At 69.0% G+C, this 23,507-nt stretch carries 22 protein-coding genes; 17 read left to right on the top strand and 5 right to left on the bottom strand.

Going from position 1 to position 23,507, the window contains the following annotated elements:
* Nucleotides 1-17 precede the first annotated feature (17 nt).
* The 3 genes from sufC to AC06FD_RS07315 are packed head-to-tail and all read left to right on the top strand — an operon-like array spanning nucleotide 18 to nucleotide 3,297.
* The gene (gene sufC / locus AC06FD_RS07325) at nucleotides 18-782 is read left to right on the top strand and encodes a Fe-S cluster assembly ATPase SufC (protein WP_259203738.1); all 765 of its coding nucleotides are present in this window, start codon (nucleotides 18-20) and stop codon (nucleotides 780-782) included.
* Nucleotides 782-2,044, top strand: coding sequence for a Fe-S cluster assembly protein SufD (gene sufD, locus AC06FD_RS07320; RefSeq protein WP_478077443.1), 1,263 nt, complete (start codon nucleotides 782-784; stop codon nucleotides 2,042-2,044). The genes sufC and sufD overlap by 1 nt, the downstream gene beginning before the upstream one ends.
* Nucleotides 2,041-3,297 (top strand): cysteine desulfurase, encoded by a 1,257-nt coding sequence (locus AC06FD_RS07315; protein WP_259203736.1) that lies wholly within the window; start codon nucleotides 2,041-2,043, stop codon nucleotides 3,295-3,297. The genes sufD and AC06FD_RS07315 overlap by 4 nt, the downstream gene beginning before the upstream one ends.
* Nucleotides 3,298-3,370: 73 nt before the next feature.
* Here AC06FD_RS07315 and AC06FD_RS07310 read toward each other — a convergent pair whose 3' ends face one another.
* A complete protein-coding gene (locus AC06FD_RS07310) occupies nucleotides 3,371-3,787 on the bottom strand; it encodes a hypothetical protein (RefSeq protein ID WP_478077442.1) in 417 nt (138 codons plus the stop codon).
* A gap of 202 nt (nucleotides 3,788-3,989) precedes the next feature.
* Between AC06FD_RS07310 and AC06FD_RS07305 the strand changes: the two genes are divergently transcribed.
* From AC06FD_RS07305 to AC06FD_RS07245, 13 genes are all read left to right on the top strand, one after another.
* Entirely contained in the window at nucleotides 3,990-4,658 is a 669-nt protein-coding gene (locus AC06FD_RS07305) for an energy transducer TonB (protein WP_478077441.1), read from the top strand.
* A 120-nt stretch (nucleotides 4,659-4,778) separates the two neighbouring features.
* Nucleotides 4,779-5,315 (top strand): GNAT family N-acetyltransferase, encoded by a 537-nt coding sequence (locus tag AC06FD_RS07300; RefSeq protein ID WP_259203733.1) that lies wholly within the window; start codon nucleotides 4,779-4,781, stop codon nucleotides 5,313-5,315.
* A complete protein-coding gene (locus AC06FD_RS07295) occupies nucleotides 5,312-5,644 on the top strand; it encodes a non-heme iron oxygenase ferredoxin subunit (RefSeq protein ID WP_259203732.1) in 333 nt (110 codons plus the stop codon). Before AC06FD_RS07300 ends, AC06FD_RS07295 begins: the two co-directional genes overlap by 4 nt.
* A gap of 41 nt (nucleotides 5,645-5,685) precedes the next feature.
* Complete coding sequence (locus AC06FD_RS07290; protein ID WP_478077440.1) at nucleotides 5,686-6,108, top strand: hypothetical protein; 423 nt, start codon at nucleotides 5,686-5,688, stop codon at nucleotides 6,106-6,108.
* A gap of 139 nt (nucleotides 6,109-6,247) precedes the next feature.
* Nucleotides 6,248-8,572, top strand: a complete 2,325-nt coding sequence (locus AC06FD_RS07285; RefSeq protein ID WP_259203730.1) for a catecholate siderophore receptor Fiu — start codon at nucleotides 6,248-6,250, stop codon at nucleotides 8,570-8,572.
* A gap of 47 nt (nucleotides 8,573-8,619) precedes the next feature.
* Complete coding sequence (locus AC06FD_RS07280) at nucleotides 8,620-9,306, top strand: Fe2+-dependent dioxygenase (protein WP_478077439.1); 687 nt, start codon at nucleotides 8,620-8,622, stop codon at nucleotides 9,304-9,306.
* A 134-nt stretch (nucleotides 9,307-9,440) separates the two neighbouring features.
* Nucleotides 9,441-9,872 (top strand): hypothetical protein, encoded by a 432-nt coding sequence (locus AC06FD_RS07275; RefSeq protein ID WP_394161800.1) that lies wholly within the window; start codon nucleotides 9,441-9,443, stop codon nucleotides 9,870-9,872.
* 136 nt (nucleotides 9,873-10,008) lie between these two features.
* Nucleotides 10,009-12,429 (top strand): TonB-dependent receptor domain-containing protein, encoded by a 2,421-nt coding sequence (locus AC06FD_RS07270; protein ID WP_478077438.1) that lies wholly within the window; start codon nucleotides 10,009-10,011, stop codon nucleotides 12,427-12,429.
* 1,294 nt (nucleotides 12,430-13,723) lie between these two features.
* Nucleotides 13,724-14,359, top strand: coding sequence for a PepSY-associated TM helix domain-containing protein (locus tag AC06FD_RS07265; RefSeq protein ID WP_478077761.1), 636 nt, complete (start codon nucleotides 13,724-13,726; stop codon nucleotides 14,357-14,359).
* 38 nt (nucleotides 14,360-14,397) lie between these two features.
* A complete protein-coding gene (locus AC06FD_RS07260; RefSeq protein WP_478077437.1) occupies nucleotides 14,398-14,916 on the top strand; it encodes a DUF2271 domain-containing protein in 519 nt (172 codons plus the stop codon).
* 82 nt (nucleotides 14,917-14,998) lie between these two features.
* Complete coding sequence (locus AC06FD_RS07255; RefSeq protein WP_259203719.1) at nucleotides 14,999-15,805, top strand: DUF4198 domain-containing protein; 807 nt, start codon at nucleotides 14,999-15,001, stop codon at nucleotides 15,803-15,805.
* Nucleotides 15,806-15,934: 129 nt separating this feature from the next.
* Nucleotides 15,935-16,915, top strand: a complete 981-nt coding sequence (locus AC06FD_RS07250) for an FAD:protein FMN transferase (RefSeq protein ID WP_478077436.1) — start codon at nucleotides 15,935-15,937, stop codon at nucleotides 16,913-16,915.
* Entirely contained in the window at nucleotides 16,912-18,519 is a 1,608-nt protein-coding gene (locus tag AC06FD_RS07245) for a sulfite reductase subunit alpha (protein WP_478077435.1), read from the top strand. Before AC06FD_RS07250 ends, AC06FD_RS07245 begins: the two co-directional genes overlap by 4 nt.
* A gap of 103 nt (nucleotides 18,520-18,622) precedes the next feature.
* Here AC06FD_RS07245 and AC06FD_RS07240 read toward each other — a convergent pair whose 3' ends face one another.
* The 4 genes from AC06FD_RS07240 to AC06FD_RS07225 all read right to left on the bottom strand — a co-directional run bounded on the left by AC06FD_RS07240 (nucleotide 18,623) and on the right by AC06FD_RS07225 (nucleotide 21,790).
* Complete coding sequence (locus AC06FD_RS07240) at nucleotides 18,623-19,222, bottom strand: HutD/Ves family protein (RefSeq protein WP_259203716.1); 600 nt, start codon at nucleotides 19,220-19,222, stop codon at nucleotides 18,623-18,625.
* A 25-nt stretch (nucleotides 19,223-19,247) separates the two neighbouring features.
* The gene (locus AC06FD_RS07235) at nucleotides 19,248-19,976 is read right to left on the bottom strand and encodes a murein L,D-transpeptidase catalytic domain family protein (protein ID WP_478077434.1); all 729 of its coding nucleotides are present in this window, start codon (nucleotides 19,974-19,976) and stop codon (nucleotides 19,248-19,250) included.
* Nucleotides 19,977-20,002: 26 nt separating this feature from the next.
* A complete protein-coding gene (locus AC06FD_RS07230) occupies nucleotides 20,003-21,070 on the bottom strand; it encodes a L,D-transpeptidase (protein WP_259203715.1) in 1,068 nt (355 codons plus the stop codon).
* A 390-nt stretch (nucleotides 21,071-21,460) separates the two neighbouring features.
* The gene (locus tag AC06FD_RS07225) at nucleotides 21,461-21,790 is read right to left on the bottom strand and encodes a ComEA family DNA-binding protein (protein ID WP_478077760.1); all 330 of its coding nucleotides are present in this window, start codon (nucleotides 21,788-21,790) and stop codon (nucleotides 21,461-21,463) included.
* Between the two features lie 199 nt (nucleotides 21,791-21,989).
* On the opposite strand from AC06FD_RS07225, the gene AC06FD_RS07220 reads away from it, so the two are divergent.
* Nucleotides 21,990-23,483, top strand: coding sequence for a M20 family metallopeptidase (locus AC06FD_RS07220; protein ID WP_478077433.1), 1,494 nt, complete (start codon nucleotides 21,990-21,992; stop codon nucleotides 23,481-23,483).
* Nucleotides 23,484-23,507 lie beyond the last annotated feature (24 nt).

Below are 23,507 nucleotides of genomic sequence, written 5' to 3'. Positions count from 1 at the left end.
TACCCCGGATTCGTATCATGCTGAAGATCGACAACCTCCACGCCCGCATCGGCGGGAAAGACATCCTCAAGGGCCTGTCGCTGGACGTGAAGCCCGGCCAGGTGCACGCCATCATGGGCCCCAACGGCGCCGGCAAGTCCACCCTGGGCAACGTGCTGGCCGGCCGTGACGGCTATGACGTCAGCGAAGGCAGCGTGCAGTTCGACGGCCGTGACCTGCTGGACCTGGCGCCGGAAGAACGCGCGGCCGCCGGCCTGTTCCTGGCCTTCCAGTACCCGGTGGAAATCCCCGGCGTGAACAACACCTACTTCCTGCGCGCCGCGCTCAACGCCCAGCGCAAGGCACGTGGCGAGGAAGAACTGGATTCGATGCAGTTCCTCAAGCTGGTACGGCAGAAGCTGGCCGTGCTGCACCTGAAGGACGAACTGCTGCACCGTGGCGTCAACGAAGGCTTCTCCGGTGGCGAGAAGAAGCGCAACGAGATCTTCCAGCTCGCCGTGCTCGAGCCGAAGCTGGCGATCCTGGATGAAACCGACTCCGGGCTGGACATCGACGCGCTCAAGAGCGTGGCCGACGGCGTCAACGCGCTGCGCTCGCCGGACCGTTCGTTCATCGTGATCACCCACTACCAGCGCCTGCTCGATTACATCAAGCCGGACGTGGTGCACGTGCTGGCCGACGGCAAGATCGTGCAGAGCGGGGGCCCGGAACTGGCCCTGGAACTGGAAGCCCACGGCTACCACTTCCTCAAGGACCGCGTCGTCCCCGAGGCAGCGGTCTGATGAGCGTCCTGCTGGATTCCCTCGCCAGCGGCTTCTGCGGCAGCGACGCACGTCGCGCCGAACTGGATGCCGCCCTGCAGGCCGGCCTGCCCGGCCCGCGCACCGAAGCCTGGAAGTACACCTCGCTGCGTCAGCTCGAACGCCGCAGCTTCAGCCCCGCGCCGCTGGCGGCCGTCGAGGTCGATGCCGCGCTGCTGGCCGACATCCCGTCGCCGCGCCTGGTGTTCGTCAACGGCCGGCCGTCCGACGCGCTGAGCGACCTGGGCGCGCTGCCGGCCGGCGTGCAGCTGCAGACGCTGTCCTCGGCGCTGGCCGCCGGCGATGACGCCCTGCGCTTCCTCGGCCGTCGTTTCGAGCGCAGCGACGAAGTCTTCGCCCGCCTCAACGCTGCCCTCGCCGATGAAGGCGTGCTGGTCCGGGTGGACGACGATGCGCAGATCGACCTGCCGCTGCAGCTGGTGTTCGTCAGCGTGGCCGGCGCCGCCGACCTGGCCTGGCACCACCGCCACCTGATCGAACTGCGCAGTGGCGCGGCCCTCGGCGTGGTCGAGCACCACCTGCATGTCGGCGATGCCGCGCACCTGGGCAACACCCTGGTGCATGTGCACCTGGCCCAGGGCGCCGTGCTCTCGCACGCCCGCGTGCAGGCCGACGGTACCCGCGCCACCAGCCTGCTGCGCACCGACGCCGTGCTGGCCCGCAACGCGCAGTACCGCCGCATCGACCTGGAACTGGGCGCTGCGCTCAGCCGCCACGAGTTCAACGTGCGCCTGGAAGGCGACAACGCCCAGCTGACCGCCAACGGCGTGCTGCTCGGCAACGGCCGCCGCCATGTAGATACCCGCCTGGGCATCGAGCACATCGCGCGCGACACGTCCTCGGAAATGGTCTGGCGCGGCGTGGCCGCCAACCGCAGCCGCGTGGTGTTCCATGGTGGCATCCACATCCGCGCCGGCGCCGACGGCACCGATGCCAACCTGTCCAACAAGAACCTGCTGCTGTCGGCCGACGCCGAAATCGATACCCAGCCGACGCTGGTGATCGACGCCGACGAAGTGAAGGCCGCGCACGGCGCCACTGTCGGCCAGCTCGATGCCAACGCGCTGTTCTACCTGCGCTCGCGCGGCCTGGCTGCCGAGCAGGCGCAGCAGCTGCTCAGCGCCGCGTTCTGCCATGAGCCGCTGAACGCGCTCGATGCGCGCCTGACCGACCAGCTGCGCCGCCAGCTCGACCTGGCCCTGGCCCGGGCGGGCGTGGCATGAACCTGTCCACCCCGCGCCCGGCCACCGATACCGCGGTGGCCCCGGACTGGGACCGCGTGCGCCTGGATTTCCCGCTGTTGATGCGGGAAGTACACGGCAAGCCGCTGGTCTATTTCGACAACGCCAACACCGGCCAGAAGCCGGTGCAGGTGATCGGCGCGGTGGACGAGTTCTACCGGCGCTACAACGCCAACGTCAGCCGCGCCGTGCATGCGCTGGGCACCGAGGCCACCGACGCCTATGAGGGCGCGCGCAACAAGCTGGCACGCTTCCTCAACGTGCGCCCCAGCGAACTGGTGCTGTGCAGCGGCACGACCTTCGCGCTCAACCTGGTTGCCTACTCGTGGGCGCTGCCGCGGCTGAAGGCGGGCGATGTCATCCTGGTCTCGCGCATGGAGCACCACGCCAACATCGTGCCGTGGCAGCTGGTCGCCGAACGCACGGGCGCCACGATCCGCGTGGCCGAGATCACCCCCGACGGTGCGCTCGACCTGGATGCCCTGCGCCGTGCCATGACCGCCGAGGTCAAGCTGCTGGCCGTGGCCCACGTGTCCAACGTGCTCGGCACGGTCAACCCGGTGCGCGAGATCTGCCGCGAAGCACGCAAGCGCGGCATCATCACCGTGGTCGACGGCTCCCAGGCGGTGCCGCACCGCAAGGTCGACGTGGCCGCGATCGGCTGCGATTTCTACGCCATCACCGGCCACAAGATGTGTGGCCCGACCGGCACCGGCGCGCTGTGGGCGCGCCGCGAGCACCTCGAGGCGATGCCCCCGTTCATCGGCGGCGGCGAGATGATCAAGGAAGTCAGCTTCGAGGGCACGGTGTTCAACGATGCCCCGCACAAGTTCGAGGCCGGCACCCCCAACATCGCCGGTTTCATCGGGCTGGGCGTGGCGGTGGATTACCTCGACTCGCTGGGCCTGGACCACGTGGAAGCACGCGAAGCCGAGCTGCTGGCGCACTTCAACGAAGAGCTCGGCAAGATCGACGGCCTGCGCATCTTCGGCACCACGCCGGACAAGGCGGCCGTGGTCTCCTTCCTGGTCGATGGCGCGCATTCGCACGACCTGGCGACCCTGCTCGACCTCGAAGGCGTGGCCGTGCGCTCGGGCCAGCACTGCGCGCATCCGCTGCTGCAGTACTACGGCGTGGCCGCCACCTGCCGCGCGTCGCTGGCCTTCTACAACACGCACGAGGAGATCGAGCGCTTCATCGTGGCGTTGAACAAGGTGCGCAAGCTGCTGGGCTGACGGCCACCGATCCTCGCCTACCCCGGAACGCCGCGAGAGATCGCGGCGTTCCGCGTTCAGGCGCGTTCCACCGCTACCGGCATATCGGGCGCTGGCGGTCGGCGCGACCCGGCGCGGTGACCACCAGCGTCTCGCTCGTTCCGCCGTCGCTGGCCTGCTGGCCATCCAGGTAGATCACCCGCAACGCCGCCCCCTGCCGCTGCAGCAGCATCATTGCCGCGCCGTCGCCGCCATGCAGGTACCACGCCGTGCCGCGCGCGGTCATCCGCAACTGCTCCGGTGCCACGGCAGCGCCATCGTAGCGCTGCAACTGCACGCGGCCCGGGTCGGCGGGGCCGGCAAAGGTGAGCTCGGTGCCGAGCAGGTCGCCGCTCTCCGGGTGCATGCATACATTCGAATAGATCCCCGCCAACGGGGGCGCCACGCCCGCCTGCGCGCTCGCCCCCTGCAGCACGAGCATCACCGCCATCGCCGCACGCACGCCGTCCATGCCCGCTCCTGGTTGCCCAACGTCCCGTCGCGCAGCGTAGCCCAAACGGTCGCCGCACCCGCATGCAACAATGAGATAATGCGAACACTTCTCATTTGCGCGGTTGGCAATGCTATCTCCCCCTCTTCCCACGGGCCATCCCCGCCTGGATTCAACGTGGACGCCCCGCCTGCCCGCGATCGGTGAACGCCCTGCGCGGGCCGTGGCGGCCGGCATCACGCTGCTGGCCCATGTCGGCGTGTTCGTCGGGGTGCTGTGGACCCAGGCCTACGCCCCTGTCGCGCTGCCACCACCGCCAGCCGAACGTACCCAGCTGATCCTGCTGCCGCCGCAGGCCCCGGACGTGCCACTGGAAGACATCGTCGCCCCCACCCCCAGCACCGCCGCCACGCCGACCAGGCAAGCGCCGGAACCACCGCGCCCGCTGCCGCCCACGCCCGTGCGGGCCGCTGCCAACTGGATCATCCCGCCCCCCACCCCGCCGCAACCGCGCGTGGACGCCACGGCGCCGCAGCAACAGGAGGCATCGGTCGCCGCCGCACCGCCCAGCCCGCCGCTGCCGACCGGCCCCAGCGAGACCACGCCCGGGCGCGACAGTTGGGAAGGCCGGGTGATGGCGCGCCTGGAGCGCTTCCGCCGCTATCCCGCTGCCGCGCGCGCACGCCGCCAGGAGGGCATCGCCCAGCTCCGGGTCAGCGTGGCCCGCAACGGCAGCCTGCTGCACCTCTCGCTGGAACGGAGCTCCGGCTTCGCGCTGCTCGACCAGGCCGCGCTGGACACCTTCCGCCGCGCGGCACCGTTGCCGGACGTGCCCGATGAGCGCCCGGCGCCGGTGGAACTGTCGTTTCCGGTGGAGTTTTTCATGCGCTGAGCAGGCGAGCGCGCGTGACCGTCGACGCTCGGCTCGCTCGCCTGCGTGTTCTGTCGCCCACCCGCCGCCGAATGACTACCGCCCCTCCCCTGCATGGGCGCCCCCGCCTAGAATGTAGGCATGAGCACCCTGACCTTCCGATCGGCCACCGCCGCCGACATCCCCGCCCTGATCACCCTGGTCACCTCGGCCTACCGCGGCGACGCCAGCCGCGCCGGCTGGACCACCGAAGCCGACCTGCTGGACGGCGCCCGCATCGATGCGCAGGGGCTGCAGGCCGACCTGGCCAGGCCGCGTTCGACCATCCTGCTGGCCGAGCGCGATGGCCACCTGCTGGCCTGCGCGCACGTGGCCGATGACAGCGGCAAGGGCTACTTCGGCATGTTCTCGGTCGACCCCGCCCAGCAGGGCGGCGGCATCGGCAAGCAGTTGATGGACGCCGCCGAGGCGCACGCCGCGCGCGAATGGGGCGTGCCGGTGATGCAGATGACCGTCATCGACGTCCGCGACGAGCTGATCGCCTTCTACGAGCGCCGCGGCTATGCGCGGACCGGCATCAAGAAGCCGTTCCCCTATGGCGACGAACGCTTCGGCATCCCCAAGCGCGACGACCTGCGCTTCGAGATCCTGGAAAAGCCGCTGGCGGCCCGCCCGTGAGCGACACCTGGACCTTCGTCTGCGCCAGCGCCGAGCTGCTGCCCGGGGAGATGAAAAGCACCTTCGACGAGGTCACCGGCACCCCGATCGTGGTGTTCAACCTGGACGGCGAGCTGTACGCCCTGGAAGACCAGTGCACCCACGATGAGTTCGACCTGTCCTCGGGCACCTTCGACACCGCCGAGGCCAGCATCGAATGCGTGCTGCACGGGGCGCGTTTCGACGTCCGCGATGGCCGGGCCCTGTGCGCCCCGGCCTACTCGCCGGTAGCTCGGTTCCCGGTGAAGCGTGAGTTCGATGGGGTCTGGACCCGCGACGACCGCGACTGAACGCCGGGCGCTTTGAAAATGCGAATCGCTAGCATTACCATGTGCGCCGCGGCCACCCGGCCGCGCCTGCCTGGTCCTTCGTGCCCGCCATCCGTTCCGCCATCGGTGTTGCTGCCCTGTGGGCCACGTTCTGCGTGGTGCTGCTGGCGGCCGGCTGGCTGAGCGGCGGCCAGACAGACGCCCGGCCCGGCGCAGCATCCCACGCCCTGGCGCTGTTGGCGGAGGCGGCCGACAGTCGCTCGGGACCTGCCCTGCCGGCCCCGGCGCCGGAAGCACCCGCCGGTGAGCCGTCCGTGCTCGAAGCAGGCGCAGACCCCGAGTCCAGCCCGGACGCCGTGAGCCCCCGCCTGCGCCGCAGCGCCTGGGTAGCCGTGGTGCCGTTGTGGCCGGCCGGTGCGCTGGCCTGGCAGCGGATGGAACCGGCGCTCAGGCTCAATCCCGGCCACGCCCCTCCCCACGCCTGATTCCGGCACCGTGCCCTGCGCGGTGCACGGCCGCCCCCTGTGCGGCCCCCCCTGTCCCGCCTGCAACCCGATGCCGTGCTTGCGCCGCCCCCGCGCGGCGCCGCGCCCTTCGACCTACCCGCCTTTTCGGATCGCCAACATGATCAAGAGTCGCAAGCACTCCTCCTCCCCCCGCACGGCAGCCACCCTGGCCACTGCCGGCCTGGTCACCGGCCTCGGCCTGGCGGTCCTGCCGGTCGTCGCCCACGCCCAATCCAGCGACACCGCCACGGCGCAGACGCTCGACCAGATCCATGTGCTGGGGGTGCGTGGCTTCAAGGCCGACAGGATCGCCTCGCCGAAGTTCACCCAGTCCCTGCAGGACACGCCGCAGACCATCCAGGTGATCACGCGCGACCTGTTCAACCAGCAGGGCGCCACCACGCTGACCGATGCACTGCGCAACAGCCCGGGGGTGGGCACGTTCTACGTGGGCGAGAACGGCAACACGAACACCGGCGACAGCATCTTCATGCGCGGCTTCGATACCTCCAGCAGCATCTTCGTGGATGGGGTGCGCGACCTGGGCTCCATCTCACGCGATGTCTTCAATACCGAGCAGGTGGAAGTGTCCAAGGGCCCGGCCGGTACGGACAATGGGCGCTCGGCACCGACCGGTTCGATCAACATGGTCAGCAAGCAGGCCAACCTTCACAACGCCGTGTCGGGTACCCTCTCGGCCGGCACCGACGATCAACAGCGCGGCACCGCAGACTGGAACCAGACCCTCGGCGCGACCAGCGCGCTGCGCCTGAACGCGATGTGGCAGGACAGCGACCAGCCGGGCCGCGACCACGTCAACAACACGCGCTGGGGCATCGCGCCGTCACTGGCCTTCGGCCTGGGCACCCGCACCCGGTACTACCTCAACCTGCTGTACGTGGACCAGAGCAACGTGCCTGACGGCGGCGTCCCCACCCTGGGCCTGCCGGGCTGGACCGCGCAGCCGACCCTCGAACAGTTGGCGGGCCATCCAGTGGATCCGGAGAATTTCTACGGCACGCGCGCCGACCACGACGACGTCACCGCGAAGATGGCCACCTTCCGCATCGAACACGACATCAACGACAACGTGCGGCTGACCAACACCGCACGCTGGGGCCGTACCGACCAGGACTACATGCTGACCGCGTTCATGGGCACCGGCACGCGCGGCGCCAACGGCGCACCGACCGGCAACATCCGCTACGCCAATGCCGCCGATCTTGGCAGCTACACGATCGCGCGCAGCCTGCCGACCTTCAAGGACCAGCGGAACACCATCCTCACCGACCAGCTCAACCTGCGCGCGGATTTCGCCACCGGCGCCATCGAACACAACCTGAGCACCGGACTGGAGTTCACCCGCGAGGAGCTGGAGAGCTTCGGCCAGGCCGCCACCGGCGGCACCACCTGGTCGCCGGCCAACCTGTACGCGCCGGATTGGAACGCGACCGGCCTGACCTGGGCCCACAATGGCGCCGACAGCCGCGGCAAGACCACCACGTCCTCGGTGTACCTGTTCGATACGTTGAACATCGGCGAGAGTTTCCTGGTCACCGCCGGCCTGCGCGCCGACCACTACAAGACCGAGTACCAGAGTGCCGCTGTCTGCGGTGGCCGCGGTCCCGCCTGCGGCACCAGCCCGGTCGGCACGGTGATCACCAATCCGACGCTGGCGCATTCGGACACCCTCATCAACTGGAAGCTGGGCGCGGTGTACAAGGTGGATGACATCGTCAGCCTGTACGCCAACTACGCCATTTCCCAGCAGCCCCCGGGCGGCAGCAACTTCCAGCTGAGCAGTTCCACCAGCAGCGCCGACAACCCGCGCCTGGACCCGCAGAAGGCCAAGACGTTCGAAGTGGGCACGAAGTGGAGCTTCATGCAGGATGCGCTGGCCGTGAACCTGGCCCTGTTCAAGACCGAGGTCAGCAACGAGATCAACGCCCAGGTGCTGGATGAGGCCGGCAACCCCACCCAGACCGGCAGGAAGTCGGTGCAGGGCATCGAGTTGTCCACGGTGGGCCGCATCACCGAGAACTGGTCGCTGAGCGCCGGCTACAGCCACCTGGATACCGAGGTGGAGGAAGGCGCCAACGTCGCCGCCGACGGCACCCGCAACCTCACCTACACCCCGGGCGACACCTTCACCAGCTGGACCAGCTACACGTTCCCGTTCGGCCTCACCATCGGAGGTGGCGCGCGTTACGCCGGTTCCATGCACCGTGGCACCGATGGCGCGGTAGGCACGCCGGCGTTCACCCGCGCGTACACCGTATTCGACGCCGTCGCATCGTATGCCGTCAACGAGCACCTGGTGCTGCGCTTGAACGCCTACAACCTGGCCGACAAGCAGTACGTGGCAGCGATCAACAAGAGCGGCTACCGTTATACCCCGGGCGCTCCGCGTTCGTTCCTGTTCAGCGCGGACTTCCGCTTCTGATGCACGGCGGCGCGGGGGCACCCCTCGCGCCGCACAAGGACCTTGCCATGCTGCTGCATGTCCCCAACGTACTGACCGCCGATGAACTGGCCTACCTGCAGCGCATGCTGGACGCGGCGGACTGGGCCGATGGCCGCGAGACCGTGGGTGCGCAGGGGGCACGGGTGAAGCGCAACGAACAGCTTCCCGACGCATCGCCGTTGAAGGGTGAGCTGGGCCGGATCGTGCTGGCGGCGCTGGAGCGGCACCCGCTGTTCTTCGCCGCCGCCCTGCCGTTGCGAATCCTGCCGCCGCGCTTCAACCGCTACCAGGGCGGGGGCCAATACGGCTTCCACGTCGACGGCGCGGTGATGATCACCGGCCCGGAAGGCCAGCGCAGCCACCTGCGGTCGGATGTGTCCTGCACCTTGTTCCTCACGCCGCCGGAGGCCTATGACGGCGGCGAACTGGTGATCAGCGACACCTACGGCGAGCACGAAGTGAAGCTGCCTGCCGGCGACCTGGTGCTGTATCCCTCCAGCAGCCTGCACCGGGTCGCCCCGGTCACCCGCGGTGCGCGCCTGGCCTCGTTCTTCTGGGTGCAGAGCATGGTCCGCGACGACAGCGCGCGACGCATGCTGCTGGACATGGATAGCGCCATCGAAACCCTGCGCACCAGCGGCGCGGACGGCGCCGCGGTCCTGCAGCTGACCGGCGTTTACCACAACCTGTTGCGGCGCTGGAGCGAGGTCTGAGCCAGCCCGTCGGGTGACACCACGGCCGCGCCGGCACAATCGCAAATCATTCCCATTTGCGTCTGTAGGCGTATCTCATTACAATCGCGCCGCATTGCCATCCGCCCGCAGGTTGGCCGCTCACAGGGACGTCCATGCGCCACCCGCACCGCCACCGCAGCTTTGCCCCCGCCATGCGCGGGCAGCGTCCGGCGTTGGCGAGCGTACTGGCCTGGCTGGCACTGCTGTCGATGCTGTTCACCGGCCTGCCGGTGCTGGAGCGGACCCTGCCCGGCGGCGCCGCGCGGGTGCTGCACCTGCCGGCGGAAGAACGCCCGGCCGGCGGTGGCGACACCGCGGTGCAGGAAGAAAGTCCGGCCAAGCCGCGGCGCATGGCCGGTACCCGCGCCGCCACTGCCCCGCTGCCACCGCAGCCGCACCCCCTCGCGTCGCTGGATGCGTTGATGGCCATGCAGGTGGCGCTGCCACCGCGGGTATCGCCCGCCATCGATTCGGCACCGGCCACGCCGTTGCCTGCCGCCCCCGGGTTGCGCGTCCAACGCGGCCAGGCGCCGCCGCAGGGCTGATCGCCGGCATCGCCTCGTCGATGCCGCCCACCGCCTGCCTGCCCGCCCCGCGGGCGCTGTCCTGATCTGTTGCGCGTGTCACGGCCTGCCGGCCGTGCCTGCATGCGTCCGTTCGCTTTCCTTCGAGGTTATTGCCATGGCCCAGCGCCAGCGTCGTCGCACGTCCCTTTCCCGGTGCTCGCTGAGCATCGCCCTGCTCGGTGCGCTCAGTGCACCCGCCTTCGCCAACGGCGCCGCCGCGCCGACCACGCTGGACAAGGTGGTGGTCACCGCCGCCGGCTTCGAGCAGAAGATCGCCGATGCACCGGCCAGCATCAGCGTGATCAGCCGCGAGGAACTGAGCAAGCGCCCGTACACCAGCCTGGTGGATGCGCTGCGCGACGTGGAAGGCATCGACGTGGGCATGGAACCGACCGACAAGAACGGCCGTGCCACCATTTCCATGCGTGGCATGCCCTCGGACTACACCCTGGTGCTGATCGACGGGCGCCGCCAGAGCAACGCCGGCAACCTCTACCCCAACAACTTCGGCGGTGGCCAGTTCTCGTACATGCCGCCGCTGGATGCGATCGAACGGATCGAAGTGGTGCGCGGCCCGATGTCCACCCTGTACGGCTCGGACGCCATGGGCGGGGTGATCAACATCATCACCCGGCGCAACCAGGCCGAGTGGCGCGGCGCGGTCACCCAGGGGTTCACGATGCAGCAGGACGACCAGTTCGGTGACGCGCGCAGCACCGATGTCTACCTGAGCGGCCCGCTGCTCAAGGACCGCCTCGGCGTGTCGGTGCGCGGCAGCTATTACGACGCCAAGGCATCCAATCCGGCGTGGGATGACCTGCCGTTGCCGGACGGCACCCTGTGGTCGCGCGAGATCGGCTTCGGCGCCGGCGGCAAGGCGGTGGCCAACACCAACTGGAACGCGGGCATGCGCCTGAATTTCATGGTCAACGACGACCACGAGCTGTGGCTGGACTACGACGCGTCGCGGCAGAAGTACGACAACAGCGAAGGCCAGACCGGCACGTTGGACAGCCTGGCCAGCCTGTGGCGCGTGGGCAATGCGACGGTCCGCAATCCCAACGGCCCGGGCAACATCACCCGCCGCGTGGTGCAGCCGCGCGTGGGCTACACCGCCTACCAGCGCTACGAGCGCGACCAGGTCGCGCTGACCCACCAGGGCCGTTATGGATTCGGCACCTGGCAGACCACGCTCACCCACATCACCAGCAACAACCTCGGCCGCTCGCTGCCGCTGACGCTGGACGAACGCGCCGAGCTGCAGGGCCTGTGGAACGACGTCTGTCGTCGCACCGGCGCCGCCGCCAACTGCGCGGCCGGCGCACGCAACGGGCTGGGCGCACTCAACGCCGCCGAGCTGGCGCGCCTGCAGGCCTTCCTGCCGCGTCCGCTGCGCACCATGGAACTCAAGGGCAACGTGCTGGACACGATGCTCGACCTGACCTTCGGCGCGCACAAGCTCACCGTCGGCGGCCAGTACAACGACACCGACATGATCGACGGCGTGTTCGGCATGGATGGCGCCGGCTACAAGAGCAACGTGAAGCAGCAGCACCGCATGTGGGCGCTGTTCGCCGAGGACAACTGGTCACTGACCGATAGCCTGACCGCCACCGTCGGCGTGCGCTACGACGACCACAACATCTTCGGCAGCCACGTCAGCCCGCGCGCCTATCTGGTGTGGAACGCCAACGCTGCCTGGACCGTCAAGGGCGGCGTCAGCACCGGTTACAAGACCCCGCGTCCGGACCAGCTGTTCCCCGGCATCGTCGGCTTCGGTGGCCAGGGCGTCACTCCGCTGGTCGGCTCGCCCAACCTCACGCCGGAAACCAGCACCAACTACGAAATCGCCGCGTACTACGAAGGCGATCGCTGGGGCTTCAACGTCACCGGCTTCCTCAACAGGTTCGATGACAAGATCGCCAGCGGCGGCACCTTCGCCAACTGCGAAGTGGCCCCCAACGATGGCAGCTACTGCGTGGACATCGGGCCAGGCTGGGCCGAGCTGGGCTACAGCACCTTCGGCCAGAGCGTGAACATCGACAAGGCCGAAACCCGTGGCGTGGAAGCGGCCGCCCAGGTCGACCTGCTGGACACCCTGCAGCTGCGCGGCAACTACACCTGGACCAGGAGCGAACAGACCAGCGGCAGCGGCAAGGGCCGGCCGATCACCGGCAACCCGGCCAGGCACATGGCCAATGCCAGCCTGAACTGGCAGGTCAGCGAAGCGGTCAGCCTGTCGCTGATCGGCGAAGGCCGCTACGACCGCTACCGCGACACCCTGGTCAGCAACGTCGGCGGCGTCAGCAGCTCGCAGACCCGCTATTACGAGGACTACACGATCTTCCACCTCGGCGGCAGCTGGGACATCACCCCATGGCTGACCGTCAATGCGCGGGTCAACAACCTGTTCGACAAGGACTTCGTGTCACAGTCGTGCGTATTGATCAGCGACAGCGACTACAACTGCGTGGACGATTACGCGACCAAGGACCAGCGCCGGAGTTACTGGATCTCGGTGAACGCGACGTTCTGAGGGCGACGGCCACCGCCAACGGCCGGCGGAATGCCGGCCGGGGCGGTGGGGCGCCGCATTGAGAGCAAGAGTAAGAGCAGCCGAGCGCGGCTCGGCTCTACCAGGGCTGCGCGCACGGCCGACTGGGCCGCGCCGCCGAGCGGACGTTCACCCGCTGCGCGCATGACCGGCTGGTCCGCGCCGCAGAGCGGGCGTTCAACCGCTGCGCGCATGACCGGCTGGGCCGCGCCGCAGAGCGAGCGTTCAACCGCTGCGCGGGTGACTGGCTGCGCCGCGCGTCGGAGCGGGCGTTCAACCGCTGCGCGCATGACCGGCTGGGCCGCGCCCCGGAGCAGGCGTTCAACCGCTGCGCGGATCACCGGTAGTGCCGAGCCATGCTCGGCAGCCCTCAAGAAAAAAACGGCACGGCCCTCGGCTTCCCCGCGCGCACCGTCCCGCTGGCGGGAGACGGCGGGCATGGGTCCACGGCACCGTCGTTCGCAATGGGTCGGACGCATGCGGCCGATTGCACCGCCGCCCGCGGCGGGGCCGCGCCGCGGGCCTTGCAGCACCAGCAAGAGCAAGAGCAGCCGAGCGTGGCTCGGCTCTACCGGGCGCTGCGCGGATCACCGGTAGTGCCGAGCCATGCTCGGCAGCCCTCAAGAAAAAAGCGGCACGGCCCCCTGCTTCCCCGCGCGCACCGTCCCACGATCGGGAGACGGCGGGCATGGATCCACGGCACCGTCGTTCGCGGTGGATCGGACGCATGCGGCCGATTGCACCGCCGCCCGCGGCGGGGCCGCGCCGCGGGCCTTGCAGCGACAGCACCAACACCAGCAAGAGCAAGAGCAACAACAAGAGCAACAAAAAGAGCAAGAGCAAGAGCAAGAGCAGCCGAGCGTGGCTCGGCTCTACCAGGCGCTGCGCGGATCACCGGTAGTGCCGAGCCATGCTCGGCAGCCCTCAAGAAAAAAGCGGCACGGCCCCCTGCTTCCCCGCGCGCACCGTCCGACGATCGGGAGACGGCGGGCATGGGTCCACGGCACCGTCGTTCGCGATGGATCGGACGCATGCGACCGATTGCACCGCCGCCCGCGGCGGGGCCGCGCCGCGGGCGCTGCGCGGATGAGCGGTAGTGCCGAGCCATGCTCGGCAGCCCTCAAGAAAAAAACGCCCCGGCGCCCTGCTTCCCCGCGCGCACCGTCCCGCTGTCGGGAGACGGCGGGCATGGATCCACGGCACCGTCGTTCGCCAGAAATTGCGAACCATTCTCATCAATGGTGTAATTCGCCATTCAGATCCCAATGTCGTGACCGTGGCCACTCCCCTTTCCAGCGTGCAGCAGCAACAAAGTCGCGGCTTCTGGCTGCGCACCCTGCACCAGTGGCACTGGATCAGCTCGGCCGTCTGCCTGATCGGCATGCTCCTGTTTGCCGCGACCGGCATCACCCTCAATCACGCCAGCAGGATCGAAGCCACGCCCCAGGTCGTCAACCGGCAGCTCACGCTGCCCGCGCCCGTGCTGGCCTCGCTCGGCGAGCGTACCGACGGCCAGGCGCCCCTGCCGCGTTCCGCCAGCCGCTGGCTCGACGACCAATTGGTGATTTCCATCGGCCGCCGCCCCGCCGAGTGGTCCGACGGCGAGGTCTACCTGTCCATGCCCAGCCCCGGTGGCGATGCCTGGTTGAGCATCGATCGCGACACCGGCGCCGTCGAATACGAGGCCACCACGCGCGGCTGGGTGTCGTATTTCAACGACCTGCACAAAGGCCGTAATGCCGGCCCGGCCTGGGGCTGGTTCCTGGACATCTTCGCCGTCGCCTGCCTGGTGTTCTGCATCACCGGCCTGTTCCTGCTGCACCTGCATGCCCGCCAGCGCCGCATGACCTGGCCGCTGGTCGGCCTGGGCCTGATGGTGCCGCTGCTGATCGCGCTGATCCTGATCCACTGATTCGTACTTCCACCGTTCGTCCTCCACGGAGCCGCACCATGCGCGTTACCCTGACCATCGCCCTGAGCGGCCTGCTGGCCACCTCCCCGGCCTACGCTGCTACCCTCGACATCAACGTCGAAGTGCCCAAGCTCACCGTTGCCGAATACCATCGCCCGTACGTGGCGGTGTGGCTGGAAGGGGCCGACCAGAAGGTCGCCGCCAACCTCTCGGTCTGGTACCAGCAGACCGGCAACAGCGAAGGCCATGGCACCAAGTGGCTGCCCGACCTGCGCCAGTGGTGGCGCAAGAGCGGCCGCACCCTGGACGTGCCGGTGGATGGCGTCACCGGTCCCACCCGCCCGGCCGGCAAGCAGGCGCTGTCGTTCAACGACAAGCAGTCCGCGCTGAAGGCACTGGCGCCCGGCAATTACACGCTGGTGGTGGAAGCGGTGCGCGAGGTCGGTGGGCGTGAACTGGTCAAGATTCCCTTCACCTGGCCGGCCACCAGCATCCAGAACGGCAAGGCCCAGGGCAGTACCGAACTGGGCCTGGTTACCCTGACCGCCAAACCCTGATCCACCGCCCGCCCTCCGCGGCGGGTAGCATCGGCCACTCGGCCCCCTGTCCACTGACGTTGTCCCTTACATGGAGTTGTTGATGAAGCGCTCGCTCGTCCTAGCCGCCGCCCTGGCCGCCGCACTTCCGTTCTCCGCCCTGGCCCACAAGGCCTGGTTGCAGCCCTCGCAGACCGTGATCGCCGGTGAAAAGCCGTGGATCACCGTGGATGCGGCCGTGTCCAACGACCTGTTCTACTTCAACCACGTGCCGCTGCGCCTGGACAGCCTGGTCATCACCGCACCCGACGGCACCATCGTGCAGCCGCAGAACGCCTCCACCGGCAAGTTCCGCAGCGTGTTCGACGTGGAGCTGACCCAGCAGGGCACCTACCGCCTGGCGTCGGTCAGCACCGGCCTGTCGGCCACCTGGGAAGAAAACGGCGCGCCCAAGCGCTGGCGCGGCACCCCGGCCACCTTCGCCAACGAAGTGCCGAAGAAGGCCAAGAAGCTGGAGGTCGCGCAGTCGGTCAACCGCATCGAAACCTTCGTCACCAACGGGACCCCGAACGCCACCGCGCTCAAGCCGACCAAGCAGGGCATCGAGATGATCGCCCTGGGCCATCCCAACGACCTGGTCGCCGGTGAACCGGCCCGCTTCCGCGTGCTGGTCGATGGCAAGCCGCGCGCCGGCCTGGAATTCGAAATCACCCGGGGCGGCACCCGCTACCGCAACGCGCAGGACGAGATCAAGGTGACCAGCGACAAGAAGGGCGAGTTCAGCATCACCTGGCCGGAGGCCGGCATGTACTGGCTGGAAACCAGCAGCGAAGACAAGAAGGCCTCGCTCAAGCAGGCCAAGAAGCGTCGCCTGAACTACGTTGCCACGCTGGAAGTGCTGCCGCAGTAACCGCCCACCGCGGTTGCCGCGCAGTCCCGCAACAACGCTACGCCGTTGACCGGCCCCCTTCCACGCGAAGGGGGCTTTTTACCCCCGAGATGCCGGCAATCGGGTCGACCCGGCCCCTATGCCCACCCCATGAACAACGCAGATCTCGACATCGCCAGCCTCGGTGGCCACACCATGGGCACCACCTGGCAGGTAAAGCTGGTGGTCGCGCGTACGCGCGACCTGCATCCGCTGCACGCGGGCATCCAGGCCCGGCTCGACGCCATCGTGGCGCAGATGAGCACCTGGGAAGCCGGTAGCGATATCTCCCGCTTCAATCGCGCCGAGGCCGGCAGCATGCAGCCGGTCCCGCCGCTGTTCGCGCAGGTGCTGGACGCCGCGCTGGACATCGCCGCCCGCAGCGGTGGCGCCTTCGATCCCACCGTCGGCCCGTTGGTCGCACTGTGGGGTTTCGGCGCGCATGCGCATGCCCAACGCATTCCCACCCCCGCCGCGCTGGCCGCCACCCGCGCCCGCTGCGGCTGGCAACGCCTGCACTGGCAGGACGGCAAGCTGGAGCAACCCGGCGCGGTCGCGATGGACCTCTCGGCGATCGCCAAGGGCTTCGGCGTCGACCAGGCCAGCCAGTGGCTGCGCGCGCAGGGCGTGCATGCCGCGCTGGTGGAAGTGGGCGGCGAACTGCACGGCTACGGCCGCAAGCCCGATGGCCAGCCCTGGCGGGTGCTGGTTGAAGCCGGCCCCGAAGAAAGCGCCTTGGCCGACCATCCCCCGCGCGTGCTGGCCCTGGAGGATCTGGCCGTGGCCACCTCCGGTGACCGCTGGCACCACTTCGACCAGGACGGCGCACACTTCAGCCACACCGTGGACCCGCGCACCGGCGCCCCGGTGGACCATGCCGCCGCCGCGGTCAGCGTGGTCGCGCGCCACGCCATGCAGGCGGACGGCTGGGCCACCGCGCTGACCGTGATGGGCCTGGAGCAGGGCCTGGCCTTCGCCCGGACGCACGGGCTGGCGGCGCGCTTCGTCAGCCGCGGCGCGGACGGCATCACCGAACACATGAGCCCGGCCTTCGAGCACCTGCTCGATACCGCATCGGCGTCGCCCGCATGACCCGCCCCTCGCGCGCCACCCTCGGCAACCTGCTGGTGATCGCCCTGCTGGCGGTACTGGCCGGGCTGCTGCTGCGCCTGCACCTGCAGGAGCGCTGGTGGCAGGGCGCGCCGCTGGCCTCGCACTGGCGCATCGCGCTCGGCAGCGTGTTGGCATATGCCGGGCTATGCGCGCTGATCTGGTGGCGCGGGCGAACACGCGATGACCGTCGCGGCAGCGATGGCCAGGCCCCATTGCTGCTGGTCTGGGCCAGCCAGACCGGCTTTGCGCGGCACCTGTGCGACCGCAGCGCCGAGGCCCTGCGCGCGGCCGGCATGGCGGTGCGCATCCGCGGCCTGCACCAGGTCGATGCCGCGACGCTGCAGCAGGCCTCGCAGGTGCTGTTGATCGCCAGCACCACCGGCGAAGGCGACGCCCCCGACCACGCGCTGCCGTTCCTGCGCGGCGCGATGGCGCAGCCCCTGGCGTTGCCGCACGTGCAGTACGGCGTGCTGGCGCTGGGCGACCGCAGCTACGGCCATTTCTGCGCGTTCGGCCACCAGCTCGATACCTGGCTGCGCCAGCGGGGCGCGCACCCGCTGTTCGATACGGTCGAGGTGGACAACGCCGACCCGGCCGCACTGCGCCACTGGCAGCAACTGCTGGGCCAGCTCGGCGGCGACGCCACCGACCTGCCCGACTGGACCCCGGCCGACTACCTGCCGTGGCGGCTGCACAGCCGCGCGCTGGTCAATGCCGGCAGCCCGGGTGCGCCCACCTGGCAGGTGGCGCTGGTCCCCGCCGACGGCATCGTGCCGTCATGGCAGGCCGGTGACGTGGTCGAGATCGGCCCGCGGCATGCGCCGAGCGCCGTCGATGCCTGGCTGGCCGACGCCGCGCTGGACGGCGCGCAGGTGATCGACGGCGACACCTTGCACGCGCATCTGTCACGCGCGCACCTGCCCACCGCCGAAGAAATGCGGGCCGCCGACACCGTCGGCCTGGTGGCTGCATTGCGTCCGTTGCCGCATCGCGAATACTCCATCGCCAGCATGCCCGACGAGGGCCAGGTGCAATTGCTGCTGCGCCGCCAGCTGCGTCCGGACGGCACCCCGGGGCTGGGCAGCGGGTGGCTGTGCGACCACGCCGCCCTGGGTGGGCAGATCGACCTGCGCTTCCGCAGCAACCCCAACTTCCACGCGCCGGCCCACGACGCCCCGCTGATCCTGATCGGCAACGGCACCGGCATCGCCGGCCTGCGCGCGCACCTGCGTGCACGCATCGCGGCTGGCGCACGACGCAACTGGCTGCTGTTCGGGGAACGCACCGCCGCCCACGATTTCTACTTCGGCGACGAGCTGACCGCCTGGCACCAGGCCGGCTGGATCGAGCGCCTGGATACGGTGTTCAGCCGCGACGGCGGCGAACACCGCTACGTGCAGGATCGTCTGCAGGCCCACCTCGACACCCTGTGGGAATGGTCGCGCCAAGGCGCCACGCTCCTGGTCTGCGGCAGCCTGCAGGGCATGGCCCCGGCGGTGGATGCGGTGATCGAGCAGGCACTGGGACGCGACGGCAAGGAAGCGTTGATCGTGGCAGGTCGCTACCGTCGCGACGTGTACTGAGGGCAACGGCGAACGCATTGCCCTGCACCGGGGCGACCTTCGACAGCGGGCATGCCCCCACCGAACAAGGTGCAGGCTACCGGCAGGCGATCGGGAGGCGACGCTACCGGGGGCTCAGCCGGATCGCGAGCAGTTCGCCACCGCCGCGCAACGCGAATCGCGTGCGCGCGCCGGCAGCCAACCAGGCGGTGTCACCCGCCTCCAATGGCGGCAAGCCGGCGTCACCCTCGAATTCGGCCTGGCCGGCCAGCAGGTGGATCGCCCACGCCGTCGTCGGCTCGGTGAAAAAGAACATGCTGCCCACCAACGGTCGGTGCAGCAGTTCGGCGTCGACCAGGTCGCGTCGCCACATCAGGTTGAAATCGTGGGTCAGGCCGTCGACCAGCTCGCCACCGACCTGCGCCTCGCCGGCAAAGCGCAGCCGGTCGTGCGGTGGCAGAAGTGTGTGCACGGCGCCATCGGCAAACCGCAGACGCAGTCCTTCGCCACGCAGCAGCACCAGTTCGCGCTCGACCCCCGGGAAGCTGGAAAACGCCGCGTCCTGCTCGATCTCGGCGATCGACAGCCGCACCTGCCAGGCATCGGTGTCGGGCACCCGCAGGATTTCGCGGGTCCAGCCCAGCCCGTTGCGCCAGCGCTCGCGGCGGTACTCGACACTCGGAATGACGCGCGTGGCCGCGCCCAGGATGGCATCAGTCGACATGCCGCCAGTGTGCCTCAGTACGCGCTCAGCCGGGGCTGGCGGCGCAGTCCGCGCCGAGCAGCTGCGAACGCGCCAGCCACTCCTTGTCGGGGTAGTAGGCAAATACCAGCGCACCGCCACGCAGGCTGTCGATGAGCGGCCTGGCCACCGTCAGGCGCACCGCAGGGCAGCCCAGGCTGCGCCCCAACCGGCCCTGCAGCCGGGCCATCGTCGGGTTCACGTAGGGCGCGCCGTGGATCACGATGGCGCGATCGCGGGCATGGTCGTTGAACCCGGGTTCCAGGCCTTCCAGGCGCAGCGAATAACCGTTGCCGCCCATGTAGGTTTCCCTGGCGGTGAACGCGCCCAGGCTGGACATGAAGCTGCCATCGCGGTTGGAGAAGTGTTCGGTCTGGTTGCCGCCGCTGTTGCGGCCATGCGCCACCCACTCCTCGAACAGCAGCTTCTGCCGGGCCAGGTCGAACACCCACATGCGCTGTTCGGTGGACGGGCGCGAGTAATCGATCACGCTCAGCCGGGTCGGGTCGATGCCCAGCTCCGGCCGCCGCAGCGCGCAGGTCATCGCCCTGGCCGCCAACTGCAACACCTTGCGGTCGGCACCGGGGGCGGCGCGCGCGAGCATGTCGGCCATCTGCGCCGCCGGCAGCGCCGCAGGCGCGGCCGCCGAGGCGGCAGGGGCCGCCTGCGCGGCGCCCGCCGACGCGGCCAACGCCAACGCACACAGGGCAACTCGGGAGATCGGGGACACAGGCATCGACGGCGTACCGGCAGGACCAATCCCTACAAGGTGGACCCGCCGGCGTCCGATTCCAACACCGGTTGCAGGTTCTGTTCATCGGCCACCGGGCGAACCGCCGGCAGGCTCGTCACCAGCAACGTGGTACCCGGCACCAGCGCCTGGTACAGCTGCTCGGCAAAGGCCGGCGGCAGCGCCATCGGCAGGCTGGGGGTGGCCAGCAGGTCGGGACTGGCGTTGCCCGCGCTCTGCCCCAGCAGCGGATAGGCGGTCCACTTGTGCAGGCGCTGGTGCGCGTCCAGCGGGCTGGGCACGTCCGAATAGCCCTGCTGCATCACGAACAGCGTGGTGCCTTCGAAGGCCGGCAATGCCTTGGCCTGCAGCCGCGATTCACCGATCAGCACGCCGTCGCGCAGCACGTACAGGCGCTGGTCGTGCAGGCTCACCAGGATGCCGACCTGCCCGCTCGGCGCAGCCGCGTCGTTCCAGTAGTGGTCGGGCGCATCGGTGGTCTCCAGCAGCGGCTTGCCGGTGCTGTTGACCGGCGCCAGTACCGCCGGATAGGCCAGCGTCATCGGCGCGCTCTTGGCATCGGCCACCACCACCGTGTCGCCGCGCTGGGTCGCACTGAACAGCTTCTGCGCGAACGCCTGCGGCAGCCGCACGCACCCGTGCGAGGCCGGGTGCCCCGGCAGATTGCCCCCGTGCAGGGCGATGCCATCCCAGGTAAGCCGCTGCATGTAGGGCATCGGCGCGCTGTTGTAGAGGTTGGACTTGTGGTCCTTGTCCTTCTGCAGAATGGTGAACACGCCGGTCGGGGTTTCGTGGCCGGTCTTGCCCGAGCTGATCGTGCTCAGGCCGATGGCGATGCCGTTGCGATACACATAGGCGCGCTGCTCATCCAGGCTGACCACCAGCACGATCGGGCCAGCCGGCGAGATTTCCGGATGCCACAGGAATTCACCGGGCTTGAGATCGGTGGGACCGCGCGGCGCGGCAACGGCCGTATCGGTGGCACTGCTGGCGGGCGGGGTCGCGGCCGTCGCAGCGCAGGCGCCGGTGGCGAACAAGGTGGCCAGGGCCAGGGTGAGCAATGCGCGGCGTGGTGCCATGTGGTTCATTCCATGCAGTAATGCGACGACGCTACACCAACGCACTGCATGAAACAGGTGTTGGCGCGCGCAGGCAGACGCCCATAAAGAAATTGCCCGGCCACGCATCCCTGCGCAGTACCGGGCAATCATCACATCCTTGTCGGCTTCCCGCCTTCCCCCTGTGCATCCTGCCCAGTTTGGGTGCCGGCCATGCTCCCTGCACTCGGCCGAATATCGCTCCGCCATGACAGCCCTTCCCGAGCCTGGGCGCCACCGTCCTGGTGGTTCCGCGCCGATCCTTCCGCGCCGCATCCCTGCGTACCGCCTCCCTGCGTGTGCCGGTGCCGCCGCGCATCCTGCGCGACCGGCGATGACGGGCTCCTGCCTGTCTCCGACCTGTCCTGTTGGTCAGCGTCTTGGTACGGCTGCCGGCAACGCCCTCCTGGGCGGTTCCGCGGCGGGGCTCTCCATGACCCCCGTCGTCATCCGTTGTCGATTCCGTTCGACCGTTCTCGTCCCTATCCCCTTCACCCGTGCCAGGTCCTCGACCCGGAGGAAAGGTCCGTGTTGTCGCCGGTACGCAACGATCGCTTCAGCCTTGTGCGGCCCCACGTTCGTCAATCCCTGCTGCAGCGTCGACGTATCAGCTGTATTGATGTCGATGCGGTTGGCCGCCTGAGCAGCCCCGATCAACAGCAGTCCCAGCGCAAGCGCCTTCCACGAAAACCAAGACCCCACCTTGCAACTCCTTGTGGCTCGGAACCGGGTCCTGCCGGCTATCCCGTCGGAGGCCCCAGCATCCCTCGCCACATACACACAGCCTATCGTCCACAGCCCCTTCACACAGCCAGCCAAATACCTGACGTGGTGTAGGGAAATCCCTACCCCTGCCAGCGGCGTAGAATGTGAGGACTAGCCAATGCATCCGGAGTTTCAGATGGACAGCGCCAAACTCGGCCAATTCGTCAATGAAAAGTGGGACAGCGAGATCGTCCCGCAATTGGTCGATTACATCCGCATTCCCAACAAATCGCCGATGTTCGACGCAGATTGGGTCGCCAACGGTTACATGGAACAGGCCGTCACCCTGATGGAAACCTGGGCCCGGGCCCAGAACCTGCCGGGCCTGACCGTGGAGGTGGTGCGCCTGGAAGGCCGCACGCCGCTGCTGCTGCTGGAAATTCCGGCGTCTGGCGCCGAGACCGGCGACGACACCATCCTGCTCTACGGCCACCTGGACAAGCAGCCGGAAATGACCGGCTGGGATGCCGATCTCGGTCCGTGGCTGCCGGTGCTGCGCGGCGACAAGCTGTACGGCCGTGGCGGCGCCGATGATGGCTATGCCATGTTCGGCTCGCTGGCCGCCGTGCTGGCGCTGCAGGAACAGGGCCTGCCGCATGCACGCTGCGTGGTGCTGATCGAAGCCTGCGAAGAATCGGGCAGCTACGACCTGCCGGCCTACGTGGACCACCTGGCCGACCGCATCGGCAAGCCGTCGCTGGTGGTGTGCCTGGATTCGGGCTGCGCCAACTACGACCAGCTGTGGTGCACCACCTCGCTGCGCGGCCTGACCGGCGGCAACTTCTCGGTCAAAGTGCTCAACGAAGGCGTGCACTCCGGCGATGCCTCCGGCGTGATCCCGTCCAGCTTCCGCCTGCTGCGCCAGTTGCTGTCGCGGATCGAGGACGAGAACACCGGCCGCATCCTGATCGATGGCATGCACGTGGAGATCCCGGCCGAGCGCCAGGCGCAGGCCAAGCGTGCTGCCGAGGTGGTGGACACCGCCATCTTCGAGAAATTCCCGATGGTCGACGGCCTGCGCCCGATGAACGATGACCTGGCCGAACTGGTGCTCAACCGCACCTGGCGCCCGGCGCTGTCGGTGACCGGCGTGGACGGCATGCCGCCGCTGGCCTCCGCCGGCAACGTGCTGCGCCCGCATACCGCAGTGAAGCTGTCGCTGCGCCTGCCGCCGACCGCCGACGGCAAGGCCTGCGGCGAGCTGCTCAAGGAAGCCCTGCTGCGCGATCCGCCCAATGGCGCGGAAGTGAAGCTGGACCTGGAAAAGGCGTCCAGCGGCTGGAACGCGCCGGCGATGGCGCCGTGGCTGACCCAGGCGATCGACGACGCCAGCCAGACCTTCTTCGGCAAGCCGGCGATGTACATGGGCGAAGGCGGCTCGATCCCGTTCATGGGCATGCTCGGCGAGAAGTTCCCGGGCGCGCAGTTCATGATCACCGGCGTGCTCGGCCCGCATTCCAACGCGCACGGCCCGAACGAATTCCTGCACATCCCGATGGGCAAGAAAGTCACTGCCTGCGTGTCCAAGGTGATCAGCGAGCACTACGCGGCCAGCCTGCGTGGCGAAACCAGCGGTTCGCCGGTCGCCGCCGACAGCGGCACCCGCCACGGCGGCCACGGCTGCTGCTGATCGCACACGTCGTGACGGACGCAG

This window comes from Stenotrophomonas sp. Steno-Z1 (assembly GCF_056393175.1).
The sequence above is the reverse complement of the archived record's forward strand: the minus strand, read 5'-3'. Positions and strand labels throughout refer to the sequence as shown.

Bases quoted from the DNA above. Each gene is read 5' to 3' on its own strand.
- AC06FD_RS07235 (WP_478077434.1), bottom strand. From the start codon at position 19,976: ATGCCTGTGTCCCCGATCTCCCGAGTTGCCCTGTGTGCGTTGGCGTTG.
- AC06FD_RS07300 (WP_259203733.1), top strand. From the start codon at position 4,779: ATGAGCACCCTGACCTTCCGATCGGCCACCGCCGCCGACATCCCCGCC.
- AC06FD_RS07310 (WP_478077442.1), bottom strand. From the start codon at position 3,787: ATGGACGGCGTGCGTGCGGCGATGGCGGTGATGCTCGTGCTGCAGGGG.
- AC06FD_RS07240 (WP_259203716.1), bottom strand. From the start codon at position 19,222: ATGTCGACTGATGCCATCCTGGGCGCGGCCACGCGCGTCATTCCGAGT.
- AC06FD_RS07275 (WP_394161800.1), top strand. From the start codon at position 9,441: ATGCGCCACCCGCACCGCCACCGCAGCTTTGCCCCCGCCATGCGCGGG.
- AC06FD_RS07220 (WP_478077433.1), top strand. From the start codon at position 21,990: ATGGACAGCGCCAAACTCGGCCAATTCGTCAATGAAAAGTGGGACAGC.
- AC06FD_RS07315 (WP_259203736.1), top strand. From the start codon at position 2,041: ATGAACCTGTCCACCCCGCGCCCGGCCACCGATACCGCGGTGGCCCCG.
- AC06FD_RS07260 (WP_478077437.1), top strand. From the start codon at position 14,398: ATGCGCGTTACCCTGACCATCGCCCTGAGCGGCCTGCTGGCCACCTCC.
- AC06FD_RS07280 (WP_478077439.1), top strand. From the start codon at position 8,620: ATGCTGCTGCATGTCCCCAACGTACTGACCGCCGATGAACTGGCCTAC.
- AC06FD_RS07245 (WP_478077435.1), top strand. From the start codon at position 16,912: ATGACCCGCCCCTCGCGCGCCACCCTCGGCAACCTGCTGGTGATCGCC.
- AC06FD_RS07230 (WP_259203715.1), bottom strand. From the start codon at position 21,070: ATGGCACCACGCCGCGCATTGCTCACCCTGGCCCTGGCCACCTTGTTC.
- AC06FD_RS07255 (WP_259203719.1), top strand. From the start codon at position 14,999: ATGAAGCGCTCGCTCGTCCTAGCCGCCGCCCTGGCCGCCGCACTTCCG.
- sufD (WP_478077443.1), top strand. From the start codon at position 782: ATGAGCGTCCTGCTGGATTCCCTCGCCAGCGGCTTCTGCGGCAGCGAC.
- sufC (WP_259203738.1), top strand. From the start codon at position 18: ATGCTGAAGATCGACAACCTCCACGCCCGCATCGGCGGGAAAGACATC.
- AC06FD_RS07285 (WP_259203730.1), top strand. From the start codon at position 6,248: ATGATCAAGAGTCGCAAGCACTCCTCCTCCCCCCGCACGGCAGCCACC.
- AC06FD_RS07250 (WP_478077436.1), top strand. From the start codon at position 15,935: ATGAACAACGCAGATCTCGACATCGCCAGCCTCGGTGGCCACACCATG.
- AC06FD_RS07270 (WP_478077438.1), top strand. From the start codon at position 10,009: ATGGCCCAGCGCCAGCGTCGTCGCACGTCCCTTTCCCGGTGCTCGCTG.